General features: G+C 64.2%; 22 protein-coding genes. 3 read left to right on the forward strand and 19 right to left on the reverse strand.

Going from position 1 to position 16307, the window contains the following annotated elements:
• Positions 1 to 51: 51 nt before the first annotated feature.
• Complete coding sequence (locus tag FS507_RS11100; RefSeq protein WP_145942848.1) at positions 52 to 1506, reverse strand: MFS transporter; 1455 nt, start codon at positions 1504 to 1506, stop codon at positions 52 to 54.
• Between the two features lie 133 nt (positions 1507 to 1639).
• Between FS507_RS11100 and FS507_RS11105 the strand changes: the two genes are divergently transcribed.
• Positions 1640 to 2509 carry a helix-turn-helix transcriptional regulator gene (locus FS507_RS11105; protein WP_145942849.1) on the forward strand — a complete coding sequence of 290 codons (870 nt, stop codon included), beginning with the start codon at positions 1640 to 1642 and terminating at the stop codon, positions 2507 to 2509.
• A gap of 144 nt (positions 2510 to 2653) precedes the next feature.
• Here the strand turns inward: FS507_RS11105 and FS507_RS11110 are convergent, their stop codons facing one another.
• From FS507_RS11110 to FS507_RS11125, 4 genes are read right to left on the reverse strand one after another with little or no spacing between them, the layout of a single operon-like run.
• On the reverse strand, positions 2654 to 3571 hold the full coding sequence (locus tag FS507_RS11110) for an MsnO8 family LLM class oxidoreductase (RefSeq protein WP_145942850.1): 918 nt from the start codon (positions 3569 to 3571) through the stop codon (positions 2654 to 2656).
• A complete protein-coding gene (locus FS507_RS11115; RefSeq protein WP_145942851.1) occupies positions 3568 to 4089 on the reverse strand; it encodes a hypothetical protein in 522 nt (173 codons plus the stop codon). The genes FS507_RS11110 and FS507_RS11115 overlap by 4 nt, the downstream gene beginning before the upstream one ends.
• Positions 4086 to 4928, reverse strand: coding sequence for an alpha/beta hydrolase (locus FS507_RS11120; protein WP_145942852.1), 843 nt, complete (start codon positions 4926 to 4928; stop codon positions 4086 to 4088). The genes FS507_RS11115 and FS507_RS11120 overlap by 4 nt, the downstream gene beginning before the upstream one ends.
• 9 nt (positions 4929 to 4937) lie before the next feature.
• Entirely contained in the window at positions 4938 to 5726 is a 789-nt protein-coding gene (locus FS507_RS11125; RefSeq protein ID WP_145942853.1) for an SDR family NAD(P)-dependent oxidoreductase, read from the reverse strand.
• Positions 5727 to 6006: 280 nt separating this feature from the next.
• On the opposite strand from FS507_RS11125, the gene FS507_RS11130 reads away from it, so the two are divergent.
• Positions 6007 to 6783 (forward strand): NmrA/HSCARG family protein, encoded by a 777-nt coding sequence (locus FS507_RS11130; RefSeq protein WP_222121416.1) that lies wholly within the window; start codon positions 6007 to 6009, stop codon positions 6781 to 6783.
• A 31-nt stretch (positions 6784 to 6814) separates the two neighbouring features.
• The gene (locus FS507_RS18070) at positions 6815 to 6961 is read left to right on the forward strand and encodes a hypothetical protein (protein WP_222121417.1); all 147 of its coding nucleotides are present in this window, start codon (positions 6815 to 6817) and stop codon (positions 6959 to 6961) included.
• A gap of 30 nt (positions 6962 to 6991) precedes the next feature.
• Here the strand turns inward: FS507_RS18070 and FS507_RS11135 are convergent, their stop codons facing one another.
• From FS507_RS11135 to FS507_RS11205, 14 genes are all read right to left on the reverse strand, one after another.
• On the reverse strand, positions 6992 to 7345 hold the full coding sequence (locus FS507_RS11135) for an ArsR/SmtB family transcription factor (RefSeq protein WP_145942854.1): 354 nt from the start codon (positions 7343 to 7345) through the stop codon (positions 6992 to 6994).
• A gap of 115 nt (positions 7346 to 7460) precedes the next feature.
• Positions 7461 to 7862: a DMT family transporter gene (locus tag FS507_RS11140; RefSeq protein WP_145942855.1), complete on the reverse strand. Its 402-nt coding sequence runs from the start codon at positions 7860 to 7862 to the stop codon at positions 7461 to 7463.
• 32 nt (positions 7863 to 7894) lie between these two features.
• Positions 7895 to 8215, reverse strand: coding sequence for a DMT family transporter (locus FS507_RS11145; RefSeq protein WP_145942856.1), 321 nt, complete (start codon positions 8213 to 8215; stop codon positions 7895 to 7897).
• Positions 8212 to 8715, reverse strand: coding sequence for a nucleoside deaminase (locus tag FS507_RS11150; RefSeq protein ID WP_145942857.1), 504 nt, complete (start codon positions 8713 to 8715; stop codon positions 8212 to 8214). The genes FS507_RS11145 and FS507_RS11150 overlap by 4 nt, the downstream gene beginning before the upstream one ends.
• The gene (locus FS507_RS11155) at positions 8712 to 9305 is read right to left on the reverse strand and encodes a DsbA family oxidoreductase (protein ID WP_145942858.1); all 594 of its coding nucleotides are present in this window, start codon (positions 9303 to 9305) and stop codon (positions 8712 to 8714) included. The genes FS507_RS11150 and FS507_RS11155 overlap by 4 nt, the downstream gene beginning before the upstream one ends.
• Before the next feature lie 75 nt (positions 9306 to 9380).
• On the reverse strand, positions 9381 to 9863 hold the full coding sequence (locus FS507_RS11160) for a MarR family winged helix-turn-helix transcriptional regulator (RefSeq protein ID WP_260853341.1): 483 nt from the start codon (positions 9861 to 9863) through the stop codon (positions 9381 to 9383).
• Between the two features lie 26 nt (positions 9864 to 9889).
• Entirely contained in the window at positions 9890 to 10615 is a 726-nt protein-coding gene (locus FS507_RS11165) for an alpha/beta fold hydrolase (RefSeq protein WP_145942859.1), read from the reverse strand.
• Between the two features lie 35 nt (positions 10616 to 10650).
• On the reverse strand, positions 10651 to 11055 hold the full coding sequence (locus FS507_RS11170; RefSeq protein ID WP_145942860.1) for a hypothetical protein: 405 nt from the start codon (positions 11053 to 11055) through the stop codon (positions 10651 to 10653).
• 48 nt (positions 11056 to 11103) lie between these two features.
• Positions 11104 to 11853 (reverse strand): ABC transporter permease, encoded by a 750-nt coding sequence (locus FS507_RS11175; protein WP_145942861.1) that lies wholly within the window; start codon positions 11851 to 11853, stop codon positions 11104 to 11106.
• Position 11854: 1 nt separating this feature from the next.
• Positions 11855 to 12601: an ABC transporter permease gene (locus FS507_RS11180; RefSeq protein WP_145942921.1), complete on the reverse strand. Its 747-nt coding sequence runs from the start codon at positions 12599 to 12601 to the stop codon at positions 11855 to 11857.
• Positions 12601 to 13509, reverse strand: a complete 909-nt coding sequence (locus FS507_RS11185; RefSeq protein ID WP_145942862.1) for an ABC transporter ATP-binding protein — start codon at positions 13507 to 13509, stop codon at positions 12601 to 12603. The genes FS507_RS11180 and FS507_RS11185 overlap by 1 nt, the downstream gene beginning before the upstream one ends.
• An 87-nt stretch (positions 13510 to 13596) precedes the next feature.
• A complete protein-coding gene (locus FS507_RS11190) occupies positions 13597 to 14268 on the reverse strand; it encodes a response regulator (protein ID WP_145942863.1) in 672 nt (223 codons plus the stop codon).
• Positions 14265 to 15497, reverse strand: coding sequence for a sensor histidine kinase (locus tag FS507_RS11195; protein WP_145942864.1), 1233 nt, complete (start codon positions 15495 to 15497; stop codon positions 14265 to 14267). Before FS507_RS11195 ends, FS507_RS11190 begins: the two co-directional genes overlap by 4 nt.
• A gap of 156 nt (positions 15498 to 15653) precedes the next feature.
• Positions 15654 to 16304: a hypothetical protein gene (locus FS507_RS11205; RefSeq protein WP_260853344.1), complete on the reverse strand. Its 651-nt coding sequence runs from the start codon at positions 16302 to 16304 to the stop codon at positions 15654 to 15656.
• Positions 16305 to 16307 lie beyond the last annotated feature (3 nt).

The following is a 16307-nucleotide window of genomic DNA, read 5'->3' on the forward strand; positions in this document are numbered from 1 at the left end:
CGTCACGGCCTGTTCAGTGTGGATCGTGGTTGGTGCTGTCGTGCTGCGGCGTCAAGCAGCCAGCGGTACGGCCTCCGGAGCTGCTTCGGACGACTCCTTCTCCTTAGGCAGATGCAGGAACGCGCCGAGCAGTATCGCCGCAACCAGCGCGATGGCGGCGTTGACACCGATCGCCAGCTGCAAACCGGGCAGCAGGGTTGCTGCGACCATACCTGTGGCGATGGCTGACATGACTGGGGTGCCCAGGGCGATACCGACCTGCTGACTCATGGTCACCAACCCCGTTGCCAGCCCCTGCTGGTGGGCCGGCACACCTGCGGTGGAGGTCACGGTGTAGCCGACGATAGCCACCAGGTTCGCCACACCACCGAGGAACGTGAGGATCAACAGGGGGGTCAGCCAGCCGTGGCTCTCCTCGGCGAACGCCAGAGGGGCGGTCGCGGCAGCCTGGACGAGAAGACCAATGACAATCGCGGTCTTCGGGTTGGTCTTACCGATGATCCTTGGGGCAATGAGACCACCGATGACGGTACCGATACCGAGAACACCGAGGATCAGTCCCGCAGCGATCGCGCTGTAGCCGAGGATCTGCTGCAGGTACAGGGTCAGCAGGAAGACCAGCGACGTGAACGTACCGAAGGCGAGGAGCCCGGCGGTGTTGCCCCAACCGATGTTGGACCGCTTGAGCAGGGAAGGCGCCACGAGAGGCTCCGTGACGCGTCCTTCGATCGACAGGAACACGGCGATCAGAACGACGGCGGCGACGATCGGGCCCCAGGTACCCGGGTGCGTCCACCCCTGGTGACCGGCGGTGTCGATACCGAAGACCAGGGCGACAAGAGCCAGTGTGATGGTGATCGCGCCGGGGACGTCGAGCTTCGGGCGGGCGTCGGACGCCGGCTCGCGCAGGACGAAGGGGGCGATGATGATCACGGCGACGGCAACGACGACGTTGATGAAGAAGGCCCAGCGCCAGGACACCGCACCGGTGAGCAGGCCACCGAGGACGGAACCTGCGGTGAAACCGGCAGCCATGAGCGCTCCGTTGAGGCCGAGCGCCTTGGACCGGGCGGGTCCTTCCGGGAACATGGTGGTCATCAGCGACAATGCGGCGGGAATGACCATGGCACTGGCGATACCCTGACCGACGCGGGCGGCGAGCAGCAGGACGGGCTCGGTGGCCAGTCCGCCGGCGAGCGAGGATAGCCCGAGCAGGACGATACCGATCATAAACAGCTTCTTGCGACCGAAGAGATCGGCCACGCGGCCGAAGAACAGGGTGAACCCGGCGGCACACAGGGCGAAGGCGGTGACGATCCACTGCAGGGACGCCGTGGCGAAACCGAGCTCAGAGCCGATGTGCGGCAGAGCCACATTCAGGATCGAGAAGTCCACCGCGAGGGTGAAGTTGGCGGTCAGCAGGACGACCATCGCGATCTTCTGCGCGGCAGTGAAGCGTTCGGTGGGGGACGGGATGGGTGGGTGTAATGTCTCTGTGTTTCTCATGTGTCCCAGCATCGTGGGAGGCGACAAGGGTAACCAGAGCCCTGATGTGCGTGGTCTGGGGTCAGCTGGCCTGAGGTTGCCTAGCACTGACAGGGGTAGGCAACCATCGGCCAGGTAGGCAACAATAGGTTGTATGAACACACCACAGTCGTTGCAGGCAGGCGGTCCGGTCACCGAGCTGGGGGAGTTCCTGCGGTCACGTCGCGACCGCATCAGCCCTGACGACGCCGGGATCAACAGCTACGGACGCCGCCGCGTCCCAGGCCTACGGCGCGAGGAACTCGCCCAGTTGGCGGGAGTGTCGGTGACGTACCTGACCCGGTTGGAGCAGGGGCAGTCGCAGAATGCCTCTGACGCGATCATCGACGCCCTTGCCCGCGCCCTGCAGCTCGACGCCGATGAGCGGGCACACCTTTATGCCCTGGCACACCCCGCCCCGGTGAAGCGTCCGCGGTCCGCGGTGAAGCCGGAGGTCGCCAAACCGGGCGCTGAGCGTCTGCTGCATTCGATGGGGGACGTCCCGGCGGTGCTGTTGGGCAGGTTCAACGACATCCTCGCGTGGAACCACTCCGGTCACCTGCTGCTGGCCGGCCACCTGGACTGTGACGCCCCGTCGCGCGTCGAGTACCGGCCGAACCAGCTGAAGCTGTTGTTCCTGGACGAGCACGTCCGCGATCTCTACGTCGACTGGGAGGACGAGGCCGCTCTCGCCGTTGCCTCGTTGCGCTATGTCGCCGCGCAGTTCGCCGACGACCGGCGCCTGGCAGAGTTGGTCGGGGAGCTGAGCATGAACAGTCCGGAGTTCGCGCGGCTGTGGGCCGGTCATGACGTTCGTCTGTGCACCAACGGAGCCAAACGATTCCGCCATCCCGAGGTCGGTGAGATGACGTTGGACTACGAGGTGCTGCATCTGCCTGAGGGCAACGGCCAACGCATCCTCACCCATACCGCGGAACCGGGAAGTGCGTCCTTCGCAGCGCTGCGCCTGCTCACTGCTGTGTAACGGCTATTGTGCGCACTGATGCGCGTCGCCGAGTCGCGTCGGGACGCTACCACCGGCCGGCGTGAGCCAGGTGCCAGAATCGGTCACCGCGGCCCCTCCGATCCGACCGATTTTGGCACCTGGCTTACGCAGAACCCAGAAAGCTCAGTCGGCGAATTGTTCGGCCAGTAGCCGGTAGGAGGTCAACCGGTCGTCCGGGTCGCTGGTGAGCGTGTTGACCATGATTTCGTCCGCGCCATGGTCCCTGGCGACGTCGTGAAGCCGCTGAGCTACCACGTCCGGAGTGCCTGCGATGATCGCCGTGGACCGGGCCTTCGCCCGGGTGCGTTCCGCGTCCGACCACTGGTGGGCTGCGGTGGCATCGACGGACGGAACCGGCCCGTCGTATCCGAGGTCCTTCCGGGCGCGCCACAACAACATGGCATCGGCGAGCTGCTGTGCTCGGTCAGGGTCTTCGGCGGTGACCGCCCGTACCGCCAGCACCGTATGGGGACGGTGATCCTTCGCCGTCGAGGCCTCCCGGTAGGCGGCGGTGGCCTTCTCTCCATCGCGCAGGACGAAGAAGTGCCCGTGCGCGTAACCTGCGCCGAGGCCTCCTGCCAGAGGTGCCGCCGAACCACCGGCACCGAGAACCCACACCCTCCCGTCCGGCTCACCGGGCACGGCGGGGTGCTCGGCGCCCAGTGATCCCACGAGGGCATGGATCTTCTCCGCGTAGGCGGGATCATCCAGAGCGGCCCTGCCGACCCCGGTGTCCACCCGGTCGCCGTGGACCATGCCGAGCAGGCCCATCACCTCGATGACCTTCGTCGCCTGGTATCGGGGCAGCAGAATGCCACCGGTGCCGACGCGGATCGTCGCCGTACGTTCGAGTGCCAGTGCGGCCATCATCTCCGGGGCGGGGCTGGCGAATGAGGCGGAGCGGTGATGCTCGGCGAACCAGATGCGATGGTAGCCCAGCACTTCGACCTCTTGTGCCAGGCGCAGACTACTGGCGAGCGCATCTGCTGGAGTCGGGGTGTGGTCGGTGACGGGGACCTGGTCGAGGACGGAGAGCCTCATGCCGACCGCCTCTCGGTGGCGGGGTGGACGGCCGGGATGATCCGCCAGTCACCACCGACCTGGAAGACCAGGTTGTGGATGTCTGCCGCGGCGATGGTGCGCAGCACCGGTACCAGCTCATCGGCATGCTCCGGGCTGGCGACGTTCAGGGGCCATTCGCCGATGGTGGCACCGCGCAGGTGGGGATGGTGGAATCCGGCGCCGTAGGTCGCGATGAGGCTGACCGGCGCCAGTTTCGCCGCGCGTTGCTCCGGCCAGGTCAGCAACCACGAGGAGAGCAGGCCACCGCGCTGGTCGCGGTGCAGGCCGGTCACCTCGATCTTGCCGGTGCCGGCGAGCAGGTGGTCGTTGAACTCGACGAGAACCTGTCGGGCCGGCCCATCGAGAAGCTGTACGGCCTCGGTGAACGCAGATTCTTTGCCGGCACGGGTGATGTGGCCGAAGTGGTTACCGTCGCGGAGATCGATGAAGTGGCGGGTCAGTGCTTCCAGCGGGGCGGGAGCGGTTGTGGTGGTCATGGGAGTTTTCCTTCCAGGTAGTGGTGGGATCGATGTTGGTCGCGGTCACCGCTGAGCTCGTTGAGCCTGGTGACGACGGCGGGTAGGACGAGTCCGGTGGGGTCGAGGATGTCGGCGTGCCCGGTGTTCGGCACCGTGCGTAGTGCCACCTGCACGCCGTCGTCCTGCAGCCGGGCGGCGTAGGCGCGCACGTCGTCGCGCACCGGGTCGTCGGCGCCGACGATGAGGGACACCGACGCCAACCCGGTGAGGCTGTCGGCTTGCAGGGGAGTGGTGGGGACGGACCGGGGCGATGTGTGATCGCCCAGCCACAGCCGCCAGGCGGTCACGAGGCCTGGACGATCAGGTGGCACTCCTGGTGCGCCGCGGTAGGACGCACGGGAACATTCAGGGTCCAGGGGCGGGTAGGCCAGTAGTTGCGGTGGCACCCGATCGCCGGTGTTCCGGCGTGTCAGGGCAGCGAGGGCGGCGATCGTCCCGCCGGCGCTGTCACCACCGACGACGATCGGCAGGCCGTCCGTCTGTTGCTCAGCCCAATCGAGCGCGGCGAGTGTGTCGAGAACCGCCGCCGGATGGTGGTGGCCGGGGGCGAGACGGTAGTCGACGGAGACAACCGCCCACCCAGACAATGCGGCGATCCTGCCGGTGAGGGGTGCCCACTGGCGGGCGGACCCGTACTGCCAGGACCCTCCGTGTGCCCAGACCAGCCAGCCTCGTGGCTGGTCGGGATGGTGTACGAGGAGCGGAACGTGGGTCCCGTCGGACGTCGGAGAGTACTCCCACCGGGTCTGCACCCGGATAACGACCCGGCTACCGACGTGGGGTTCTGTGGGGCTCATGGGTCGGCCTCATATCTGGCGCAGCGCGCCACCGTCGACGGACCACTCGGCACCGGTGACCTGTGCGGCACGCGGGGAAAGCAGATAACAGATCACCGTGGCGACCTCGCCTGGTCGTCCGATCTTCCCGGTCGGCAGTCGACGCTCCTCGCGGATGAACCGTTCGATCGCCGTATCGGGGTCGGTGCCGAATCGTGTGGAGAGCTGGTCACCGAACCCACCGGGTGCGTCGAACAGCGCGGTCCGGGTGGGGCCGGGGGAGACCACGTTCGACCGGATTCCGGTGGGGCCGAACTCGATGGCCAGCGACTTCGACACCGACAGCACTGCAGCCTTGGAGGCGGCGTAGGCGGACATGGTCGGATCGGGCATCCGGGCGGCCTCACTACCCAGGTGGACGATGCTGCCGGCCGTGTTCGTGGTCCGCATCGCGGTAATGACGGCACGGGTGAGACGGACGAGCGCGACGACGTTCATGGCGAACGTCTCGTCCCACAGTGCGTCGTCGAGATCGGTGAACGAGTCGCGGGTGTCGAACAGGGCAGCGTTGTTCACCAGCCCGTCGATATGACCGTGGCGGTCGAGTGCGTGGTCGACCAGCCGGGTCGCTGATCCGGGGTCGGTGAGGTCAGCGGCCACGAAGTCGGCACCGGGTGGAAGGAGGTCGGATGAGGGACGGTGGCGGGCGACAGCGACGACGCGGGCACCCTCCGTGACGAGTTCCTGGACGGTAGCCAGGCCGATGCCGCTGGTGGCTCCGGTGACGATGATGACGTGGCCATCAAGCTGCAGGTCCATGATCTTCTCCTGTGTGGGGGCATGTACGTGTGGTCATGCCCCCACACTCGTTCGTTCTGCGAGAGGTAGCCAGAACCCCCGGTTGCCTAGCACCGGTAGGGACAGGTAACAGCTGCCGCGTGCAGGGCCCCTTTGGCGCAGTCACCAGGATTGCGCAACATATCGTAAAATCGTAATGTGGCAATGTGGCCGACAATCGGTCACTACTTGATCTCGGGGTCTGACGGCGCTGCCGTTATCGTCCGTGCCTGGTATCAGACACGATAGGACAGAGGAAAAGATGTCTACCAGAAACAAGCCGCTCATCGTTGTCGCAGGTGCGACCAGTAAACAGGGCAGGAGCGTGGTTACCTCCTTACTGGACAGTGGACGGTTCCGGGTCCGGGCACTGACACGAAACACGGATTCTCCGCAAGCTCAGAAATTGGCGCACCTCGGAGCGGAGATCGTCACCGTTCCGCTCGAGTTGGGGCATCAACACGAGTTCGTGCAGGCTTTCCAGTCGGCCGACGGCGCGTTCCTCATGACACCTCCGATAGCGCCGCCCTCGACGGCGGAGTTTCCGCTGGGATCCCAACTCGCCGACGCCGCGGTAGAAGCAGGGGTAGGACATATCGTCTTCAGTGCGCTCGAGAACGTTCAGGAGCGATCGGCTGGGACCAAGTATGCTCCGCATTTCACCGACAAGGCGTTCATTGCCGAGCACATCCGAGGGTTACCTGTCGATCACGCCATCATCATGCTGTCGTTCTTCTACACCAACGCGCTGGAATACTATGTCCCGCGCGTTGAGGGCGACAGAGTGCTAATGCCGTTCTATCTTCCTGAAGACTTCCGCGCACCGTTCGTCGACCCGACCACCGCGACTGGTCCGGCAGTGCTTGAGATATTCTCCGATCCCGGGACGTACCGTGGTGCCTGCCTTCCTGTGGTCGGCGAGGAAATCTCGCCACGCGACATGGTCGAGACCTTTTCTCGCGTCACGGGGGCTCAAGGCCGAGTACCGGGACGCCTACTCCAGGGAGGAACTACTGAAGTTTTTCCCTGCGCTCGGTGACAATCCTCTTGAAGTCGATGAGATTCTTGGTATGGCCGAATATGCAGTCGAGTTCGGGTACTACCGGGAGGACCGTGACTTGCAGTGGAGTCGGGGACTCGGCACTGGTCCGCTGAGTTGGGAGCAGTTCCTGCGCGCGACTGATTGGCGCGGTGGCCGGATGTCCTTCGGGAGTTGAGCAGGACTGGCGATACCGCAGGAAGGGGGGTCAGGCTGTCTCGTCGTGTGGGGCAATGGCCTGGCTGATCTGTGCCAGGCGCTTCTCGTCACGCTTGTAGTGGGTCCACTTGCCCACGCGGGTGGAGTGCACGAGACCCCCGCGCTCGAGGGTTGCCATGTAGGACGACACGGTAGACTGCGCCAGACCGCTTTTTGCCTGGATGTGGCTGACGCAGGCGCCGACCTCGTTACGGTCGGCGATGGGTTCGTAGTCGGCGAACTCGGTGTCCGGGTCACGCAGCCAGTCCATGATCTGCAGGCGGACCGGGTTGGCCAGCGCCTTCAGTGCTGTGAGCAGAGCCTCGGCGGACAGGGGTTCAGCCTCTTCGGCATCTGCAGCCATTTGCGTCTCCTCCTATGCGTCGAAACCCGATATGTCGATCTGTCGACCGATAGTAGCAGCGACGATACACGGGGCTCCACCGAGGCCCCTGGTGGACAGACGGGTTTCGGCCTGGTCACGCTGCTGTCGGGGTCCTGGCTTCGAGCGCCGGGCTGTCGGCCAGCTTCAGCCAGACGACGCCGGCGATGATGACCGCCAGCCACAATGCCTTGACCAGTGTCAGGGTCTCGTCGAAGAACACCGGACCGAGGACGGCGGCGCCGACGGCACCGATGCCGGCCCACACGGCATAGCCGATACCGACGTCGATCCGTTTGAGGGCGATGCTGAGGAAGAACAACGTGAACAGGAAAAACACCACGGCGATGATCGACCAGAGCGGGTCAGTGAACCCGGCGCTGCCGTTGACGCTGAGGGCGTAGCCGACCTCGAAACCGCCGGCGATGAGCAGGGCGATCCAGCCGCTGCCCTTACCCTCGGTCCGGGTGGGGCTGTCAGGTGAGGTTGTCGTTGTCATGGGGATGTCCTTTCGGGGAAGTTGTGGGTGCTTCAGGCTGTGCCGGCGAGGTTGAGTCCGATGACGCCACCGATGACGACAGCGATACCCAGGAGCTTTCTCCAGGTGAGTTTCTGTGCCAGGAATAGTGCGCCGACGATGACGATGCCGACGCCTGCCAGTGACGTCCAGAGTGCGTATCCGACACCGACATCGAACGTCAGCAGGGCGAGGCTGAGGAAGAAGGTCGCAATGGCACCGGAGACGAGAGTGGAGATCGTCCACCAGAGGTTCTTGAAGCCGTCGGCTTTTCCTGCCGAGATGCCGACAGCGACTTCGAAGATGACCGCAATGCCGAGGTAGAGCCAGTTCATGATGATGTTCCTTTCGGTTCGGGGGAATGCTGCAGTGTCAGGTAGCGGGTGAAGGGCTCGCCGCCGCGCGGGACCGGGAGGTGACGGTAGAGGCGGTCACGTGTCGTGTCGGTGACGCCGAAAGCCCGGTAGCTCGCGCGGTAGTCGAAGCCGAATTCGGCGACGTCATCGCGGTCGACGGCGACATGGATCCGGGTGACGCCATGGTCGAGCGCGTACCGGTAACACAGCCCACACGGCTCGCCGGTGGCCAAGAGGATGTGACCGTCGAGGGAGTCGAGATTGTGGCGGGTCAGTGCGTCGCGCATGGCGACGATCTCGGCGTGTGCCGTCTGGTCGCCGGACTCTGCGACCCGGTTCGCGCCGAACCCGGATGCAGGCTCGCCGGCGGGGTTGACCAGCACACCGATGAACGGGAGGCCGCCTGCCTCGACGTGAGCGGTGCAGGTGTCGACCGCCTGCGCCATGAGGTCGGTCAGGTTTCGGGTGTCGGTGTTCATGACTGCACCTCGTCGACGACTTTCTTCAACCGGGAGGCAGACGGAACTCCGCGCAGGACGGTCCCGTCGACCACGATGCCGGGGACCGCTTCGATGCCGACGGTGTTCACTGCGTAGTCCTGGGCGGCGCGTTGCCGGTCGCGGCGCGCCTCACTCTGCAGTGCTTCTTCAACCTCTGCCCGGTCAAGTCCGACGGAGGTGGCGATGTCAATGATGACGTCGTCGACGCCGATGTTGCGGTCCTGCTGGAAGAATGCGGCGAACATCGCCTCCGAGTACGCCTCAGCCTTGCCCTGTTCGTGGGCAAGTTGCAGGACCATGAACGCTTTCTCCGTGCGGGGTTGAGGTGAGACGGACGGTAGTGTGACCGGTATCCCGACGCGCCGGGACATCGGGTAGACCGATTGTTCCCACACCCGCGGCAGGTAGTCGTCCTCTGGCCGGAGCGTTGGTACCGGGGTGGGACGCAGTTCGAAGGGGTGGATCGTCACTTCCACGTCGCGATCGCGTTTGAGTTCGTTGATGGCCGGCTCCACGAGGAAGCAGAAGGGGCAGACGTAGTCGACGAATACGTCGATGGTGGTCGGCATGGAGATCATCCTCTCTTTAATTGTGTGTACATGCACCTATATGGGTAAAAAAATAGGGCCGAGATGTTGCAGGCGTCAGGGTGTGAGCAGCGCGTTCACCTCCGCGAGTGACGAGGCGACGGAGTTGACCTCCAGATGGGGGAAGTGTTTCTTCGGTTCGCTCAGCAGGTCCTGCATTCGCGCCGCGAATGGTTCGCGGACCTCGGACAGCAGTGTTTCCCCCGGCTGGTCGATCACGGCGTATACGCCGCGTCCGTCGTCCTGGCACACATCACGTCGGGCATGTCCCTTGGCTTCAAGTCGGCTGACCAGGCGGGTCGTCGACGTCGAGGTGAGGCCGACACTCTGCGCGAGAACCGCGATCCGTAACTCCTTGTCCGGCGACTGACTCAGGTGCGTCAGGGCGCGGTATTCTGTCAGGCCGAGACGGTAGTTGTCGCCGAGCCACTTGTCGAGGCTGGCGTCCACGGCGGAGGCAAACGCCGCGACCTGCGACCACGCTTCGCTGATATTGCCCGGCACGTTGATCTCCGATCTTCTAAGTGTGTGTGCATGCACCTACTTTAGTTCATGTCGCCGCGTTGTCAACCTCCGTGGCTGGTTGACAGTGGAGCGAGGAAGTTGTTGAGCGCCGCGGAGAACCGCTCCGGTGCCTGGATATTCGACTGATGTCCGGCTCCGCCGATGATCTGCAGCGTCGCACCCGGGATATTCGTTGCCAACTGGCGCGCCGCAGGGCGGTTTGCGGGATCCCAGGCACCACAGAGCACGAGAGTCGGTACGGTGATCGTCGGAAGCTCGTCGGAGAAGTCAGTCGCTGCGACTGTGCGGAGGACGTCAAGCATCTGGGCTTTGGACGCGTTCTCCGATGAGACGAGCTTTTCGGGAAGTACCCGCATGATGGCGTTCTGAATTGCCATGGGGATCCGCGGAGGCTTTACCTGGCCAGCGGCCATGGTGAGTGAGCGGACGCGATCCGGCCGGTCCGCGGCGATGCGAAAGGCGACCATGGCTCCGAGAGAGAGTCCGCAGAGATGTGCGCTGTCGATTCCGCGGCGGTCGAGCAGCGAGAGGACATCCGCCGCAGCAACGTCGAGACTGAACCCGGTAGAAGGCGCTGCTGCTGTGAGGCCAGGGATGTTGACTGCGATGCCGCTGAAACCCTGAGGTAGTGAGACTATCTGGTGGGACCAGGCATCCGGTGATTCTCCGAGTCCGTGGATGAAAACTACGACCTGATCGGTGTCCATGATTTCCATCCTGCCAGGATTTGTCTGGAGCATGACCGAGCCGACCACCTGTGAACTCACGTCGTCACCTCAACCCTTCCGAACAGGTGGTCCTGTCAGGACCCGAATAAGCGATCCCACACCTGGTCGAGGGCATCCTGGAACCACGGGTCGGAGACCGTTGGGCCAGCGACGATCACATGCCAGAAGGTGGCGACACCGCCGAGGGCCGCAAACAGGAGGACCGAGAGAACCAGGCCAGTGACGGCTAGACCCGTGTCGTGCGTCGCCCGACGCAGCCCGACACTCGCGAGGATGATTCCTATCCCCGCGAAGACTGCTGGAAGGAAGCCGAGAATGGGGAGGGGGAGGGACACCGGTGCGGAAACGACCGCGGCCGCGCAGAGGATGAGTGAGGCGATGCCCTGCCTGGTGGCGGACTTCTCCGAGGTCGCACGCCCGTCATGAGGCATCGGGTCGGTAGAGTCGGAGGGGCGTTGATAGGGGTTCGGAGCGGACATACTGTTCTCCTTGTCGTGAGGTCAGGCTCGATGGTGGTGTGGGTGCGATCAGCCGCGGGTGTCCCGGCGTTCCAGGATCGCGGTAGTCGCCGCGATCAGTGCGACCGTCAGCGCTGCTGAGGCGACCAGGACGGTGACGACGCCTCCGACGGTCACGGTGCCAGTGTCGGAGAACGTACCGGTGCCAAGCTGGGTGGCGCGGGTCGCCAACCCGTAGGGCGAGATGACGGCAGGTGTGCCGATGACCATCAACGCGACGACGGAAACTCCGGTGCCGACGAGTGCGACGGCAATGGGGGCGGCGAAGGACCGGGAGAGCATCGAAAAACTCGACTGCAGGACGGCCAACGGGACGACCGCGATGATGACCAGCAGTGTGGTCCACAGGTACTCGGCCGGGAGCATTCCGGGAAGATCGAAAGCAACTGCGCCGACAACGATGACGGCGCCGAGCATGATCAGCTGTATCAGAGCAGCCATGCCTGCGACGACAGCAGACTTCGCGGCGACGATCGTCGCCGTCGGTGTCGGACCGGACATGAGTGCGTTCCAGTTGCTCCCGTGATGTTCGCTGCGCCAGACCAGAGAGGCGAGGACCGCGACACCGAGCGCCAGGGGGAACAAGCCGTGGAAACCGACGGACTGGAGCCAGACGGTGTGCCAGCCGTCCTCGGGTTGTTCACCGCGGGTGAGGTTGGTGGCGGCGCCGAGTACCGTAACCGCGATCGGCAGGAGCACGACGACGAGCCAGCTCAGGGAACGCTTGAGTTTGATCATTTCAACGCTGAGAGCGCGCATGTCAGGCCTCCTGGCGGTCGAGTCTGCTGGTGAGAAGGATAAAAGCCGCCGTTGCGACGACGGCGAGGCCGACGAAGCCCGCGTAGGGGATGGGCACGGTGACCATCACGCCGTCCTGGAAATTCGCAGCCTCGGCAAGGGCGTAGTAGCCCCAGGGAGTGAAGTGGGCCAGGACGTCGGGAACGTTCCGGGAGAACAGCCCCAGGAGCGTGCCGAGGACGGCGAGTCCCAGTCCGATGAGCTGGTTCTCGACCTTTGCCGCGAGGAGGATGTGTAATGCCAGCAGCACGAGGTTGACCAGGAGGATGCAGACCGTGAAGCCTATCCAGTGGCCTACCGGAAGTGGTGAGGAGATCCCGACCAGGACCCGACCGGCCGCCGCTGCGCCCAGGCTCACCACCGCGGTGATCGCTGTGACAATTGAACCGAGTGAGAGGAATTTGGCGCGGCACACGGCTCCGGGAGCCAGCCCCGCTGTCGTCTGCAACAGCCACCCGTTGCCCCGGTGTTCGATGTCGGTCTGCCGTGAGGCGAGTACCGCCAGCAGCAATGGTGCGACCAGCGGCGTGCCCAGCGACATCCCGGCGAGTAGCGAGTTCCAGGCGGTGGTGGTGTCCGGGTCGAAAGCAGGGTCGGACAGGAGGCCGACCATCGCCAGACCGAGCACGGTGATGACCATGACTGCGGCGATCGTTCCGACCCGGAGGTGTCGCATCTTCGCGAACTCATTGACGACCGTGGTCCACATCACAACCCACCGCCTGCGGTGAGGCTCATGAACACGTCTTCGAGGGTCTGTTCGTCGCGGCGGATGCCGTAGACATCGATTGCCTCACTCACCAGTGCCGCAACGATCGCGGCGGTCTGCGGGTTATCAATGCCAGGAACAGCGACAGTATTGTCCTCGGTGAACCGGGCGTCGAACGACGCCAACAACCTGGTCGCCTCGCGAGGGTTTGAGCAGGTGATGATGACGTCTGGCGTGGTCGCAGCCATCAACTCAGAACGGGTCCCCTGGAAGATCATCCGGCCCTGGCTGAGAATACCGAGCATAGTGGCCGTCTTGTCGACTTCACCGAGCAGGTGGGATGACACAATGACGGTCACTCCGTCGTCGGCCAGACAACGTAACAGCCCACGTACTTCCTCAATACCCGCAGGATCGAGACCATTGGTCGGTTCATCGAGAATCAACAGGCGCGGCTGTCGAGCGAGAGCCATCGCGATGCCGAGACGTTGTTTCATGCCGAGGGAGAACTCCCGGACCTTCTTGTCCATCTGGTGCTCCATACGCACCACGTGCACGGCATGGTCGATCTGCTGGTCAGTTAACCCCAGGAGTCGTTGCACCAGCCGCATGTTCTCCGCCCCGGTGAGGTGGGCGTAGCCCGGAGGAGACTCGATGAGGGAGCCGATCCCGCCCAACAGTTGACGCCGGGTGGACCGGTTCATGGGCCGGCCCATGATCTGCACCTCACCACTCGAGGGCTGGATCAGTGACAACAGCATCTTCATCGTCGTCGACTTCCCGGCGCCGTTCGGGCCCAGGAACCCGTACACGCACCCTTCGGGGACGCGCAGGTTCACATCCTCGACGACGGTGCGTTGCCCGTAGCGTTTGGTCAGGTTGCTCGTGGAGACGATGGGAGACGACATGACCTCATCGTCGCGCCACCGCAAGAGAAAAACGTCTGCCTGCGGACATATCTTCGACGTACTACCTGAGATATACCCGGTGGCCAGTCACCCGTCGCCGGTGGCGATGATCCCGGTCTCGTAGGCGAGGATGACTGCCTGCACCCGGTCACGGAGATCCAGTTTGGTGAGAATCCGGCTCACGTGGACTTTCACCGTTCCCTCGGCGAGGACAAGTTCGGCGGCGATCTCGGCATTCGACAGTCCACGCGCGACCAACTGGAGCACCTCGTACTCCCGCGCGGTGAGCGCGTCCAACCGAGCATGAGCATCGCGGTCGTCGGAGGCAGTCGGACGGGCCCGGGTGAAGTGGTTGAGGAGGCGCCGGGTCGTGCTCGGCGCGACGACGGCGTCTCCGGCATGGACATGGTGGATAGCGGAGATGACCTCGTCCACCGGCGTGTCCTTGAGCAGGAACCCCGACGCGCCGGCCTGCAGCGCGTCATAGGCGTACTCGTCGAGATCGAAGGTCGTCAGGATCAGCACACTCGGAGCATCTGGATGTACCATCAGGCGGCGGGTCGCTTCGACACCACTCATGTGGGGCATACGGACGTCCATCAGGACGACGTCCGCTGGGGTTCTCTCCAGCAGCGCCAGGGCGGTGTCACCGTCATCCGCTTCTCCGACGATCTCGATACCCGGTTGGGACTCCAACACCATGCGCAGGCCCATCCGGACCATCTCCTGATCATCGACCAGCACCAGCCGGACGTTCATCGGGTGACCTCCCTCGGTAGCGTCGCGAGGACCTCGAATCCTCCACTACTATGCGGGCCTGCTGTCAGCGTTCCGCCGTATGCGGCGACGCGTTCCCGCATACCGACCAGACCGTGGCCGTCGGCGCTAGCCTTTTCGTGTTGTTCCAGACCGTCGCCGTCGTCCGTCACGTGTACCCGGACTGCATCCGGGAGGCAGGACACAGACACATCCACCAGGGTGACGTCCGGGCCGGCGTGTCTGCGCACGTTGGTCAACGCCTCCTGCACGAGTCGGTAGACGGTTAGACCCATGCCATCCGTCACCGCTCCGGCGTCGCCGTCAATAGTGAGCGCCACTGGAAGGCCCGCTGTCTTCGACTGATTGATCAGCGTGTCCAACTGGTCGATCCCGGGTTGCGGGGCATCGGATCCCGGTTCGTCCTCCCGCAGGACACCTAGCATCCGTCGCATATCCGCCAGGGCGGTCCGGCCGGTGTCGCGTACCTGCACCATCGCTGACCGCGCCCGGTCCGGCTCGTCGCTCACCTTCGCGGCTGCACCCTCGGACATCAGTATGACGACGCTCAGACTGTGCGAGACCACGTCGTGGATCTCCCGCGCGATGCGGGCACGCTCGTCTGCGACAGCGATACGGGTGGCGGCCTCCCGAGCTTGTTCCGCCTGTTCAGCGCGTTCCCGTAGTCCGGCGACGTAGGCGCGCCGGGTGCGTACGAGGATGCCCCAGGTCCAGACCCAGAAAGCGACCACGGTCAACACACCGATTTCACCCGCATTAAGGAACTCGTTGCCGAGGTGGGGGAGTGTGGCGATCATCAGCCAGACCAGCGCTACGAGGGTGCCGGTCAAGGAAATCCACCAGGGGCGTGATGTGGAGAGGTTGTAGATGGCGAACAGCATCATCACGTCCGCGGCGAGGACCGGTGCGCCGAGTAGAAGCTGTATGCAGGCAGCCAGGACGATGATGCCCAGCACCGCTGTGGGATGGCGTCGTCGTAGCAGGTAGGGGAGACAGAGCATCACGGACACCGCGACCAGCCCACCCAGATGTGCTGCCCCGTCGGAATAGCTCGGAACAATGGGCAGATTGTAGAGAAATACCGCGAGCACGATCAGCAGGTCGACGAGCCACATGTGGTCTCGGAACCACGAACCAGGTTCTGGGGAGGAAGCAGGCACCGGGGGCACGCTGGAATCCGGGCTAGTGAGAACAGGAGCCGAAGACCTCATGCCGTTCAACGCTACCGTTAGATGCCCTGAGGGCCTGCCCCGTGCGATAGAGCTCGACCAGAAGGGGGCGGAGTTCCTCGCCGCGCGGGGTGATCCGGTACTCGGCCTACTCAACACAAGTCCGCACCCGTGCTAGCCTAGAGACATTGCCACCTGTTACGACAGGATCGGAAGAAGACCCCGAGACCCCAGCCGGACGACTGGACTCGGGGTCTTCGCTTCTCTCTGAAGTGACCCCGGGGTGGGGTGATGAAGAATGACCTTGTCCTCCAGCGACTCCCAATAGTGTGACTGTCCAAGGTGTGCAGAGTTGAGCGCTCCGAGGACCGTATCCGGGATCCACAACAACGGATCATCGCCGCCACGCTTGTGTCGTAGTCGCAGTTCAGGATGCTGTCCTTGTCCCTGCAATGCCACGATGTGGGCGACATCGCGGCGGTTCTGTGCAACTTGTCGACTTTCCAGGGTGATGTTCTGGACACCCATCTCCGAGAGCTCAAAGTAGAGCTGCTCCAGGCATTTCCTGCGGTAGCGTTCTGTTTTCCTGCTCGGCTCGCTACGGTGGGTGATGATCGCTTGCATTGAGTCGAGGGCGCAGACGGTGTCTATGATCCGCTGGCGTCGCTTACTGCTTTCGTCGGTCCAGTGCAGTTTGATCTGTCCGGGCAGTCGCAATTGGACGAGCGCATCGCGCACGGCGTCCAGATGCTCGGTGTCGATGATTGCTGCGCACACCATGTATTCCTGGTGCTTCGGCGGTCGGGGCGCGGATGACTCATCGATATAGGCGACGTACCGGGAGTTCACCTC

Origin of the sequence: Corynebacterium glyciniphilum AJ 3170 (assembly GCF_007673095.1) — a bacterium.
Lineage (GTDB): Bacteria > Actinomycetota > Actinomycetes > Mycobacteriales > Mycobacteriaceae > Corynebacterium.

Coding starts and splice junctions, on each gene's coding strand:
- FS507_RS11180 (WP_145942921.1), bottom strand. CDS start 12,601: ATGTGGACCACGGTCGTCAATGAGTTCGCGAAGATGCGACACCTCCGG.
- FS507_RS11185 (WP_145942862.1), bottom strand. CDS start 13,509: ATGTCGTCTCCCATCGTCTCCACGAGCAACCTGACCAAACGCTACGGG.
- FS507_RS11155 (WP_145942858.1), bottom strand. CDS start 9,305: ATGCCGACCACCATCGACGTATTCGTCGACTACGTCTGCCCCTTCTGC.
- FS507_RS11170 (WP_145942860.1), bottom strand. CDS start 11,055: ATGTCCGCTCCGAACCCCTATCAACGCCCCTCCGACTCTACCGACCCG.
- FS507_RS18070 (WP_222121417.1), top strand. CDS start 6,815: ATGGCCGAATATGCAGTCGAGTTCGGGTACTACCGGGAGGACCGTGAC.
- FS507_RS11190 (WP_145942863.1), bottom strand. CDS start 14,268: ATGAACGTCCGGCTGGTGCTGGTCGATGATCAGGAGATGGTCCGGATG.
- FS507_RS11125 (WP_145942853.1), bottom strand. CDS start 5,726: ATGGACCTGCAGCTTGATGGCCACGTCATCATCGTCACCGGAGCCACC.
- FS507_RS11115 (WP_145942851.1), bottom strand. CDS start 4,089: ATGACCACCACAACCGCTCCCGCCCCGCTGGAAGCACTGACCCGCCAC.
- FS507_RS11130 (WP_222121416.1), top strand. CDS start 6,007: ATGTCTACCAGAAACAAGCCGCTCATCGTTGTCGCAGGTGCGACCAGT.
- FS507_RS11105 (WP_145942849.1), top strand. CDS start 1,640: ATGAACACACCACAGTCGTTGCAGGCAGGCGGTCCGGTCACCGAGCTG.
- FS507_RS11145 (WP_145942856.1), bottom strand. CDS start 8,215: ATGAACTGGCTCTACCTCGGCATTGCGGTCATCTTCGAAGTCGCTGTC.
- FS507_RS11175 (WP_145942861.1), bottom strand. CDS start 11,853: ATGCGCGCTCTCAGCGTTGAAATGATCAAACTCAAGCGTTCCCTGAGC.
- FS507_RS11195 (WP_145942864.1), bottom strand. CDS start 15,497: ATGAGGTCTTCGGCTCCTGTTCTCACTAGCCCGGATTCCAGCGTGCCC.
- FS507_RS11110 (WP_145942850.1), bottom strand. CDS start 3,571: ATGAGGCTCTCCGTCCTCGACCAGGTCCCCGTCACCGACCACACCCCG.
- FS507_RS11150 (WP_145942857.1), bottom strand. CDS start 8,715: ATGAACACCGACACCCGAAACCTGACCGACCTCATGGCGCAGGCGGTC.
- FS507_RS11135 (WP_145942854.1), bottom strand. CDS start 7,345: ATGGCTGCAGATGCCGAAGAGGCTGAACCCCTGTCCGCCGAGGCTCTG.
- FS507_RS11100 (WP_145942848.1), bottom strand. CDS start 1,506: ATGAGAAACACAGAGACATTACACCCACCCATCCCGTCCCCCACCGAA.
- FS507_RS11120 (WP_145942852.1), bottom strand. CDS start 4,928: ATGAGCCCCACAGAACCCCACGTCGGTAGCCGGGTCGTTATCCGGGTG.
- FS507_RS11140 (WP_145942855.1), bottom strand. CDS start 7,862: ATGACAACGACAACCTCACCTGACAGCCCCACCCGGACCGAGGGTAAG.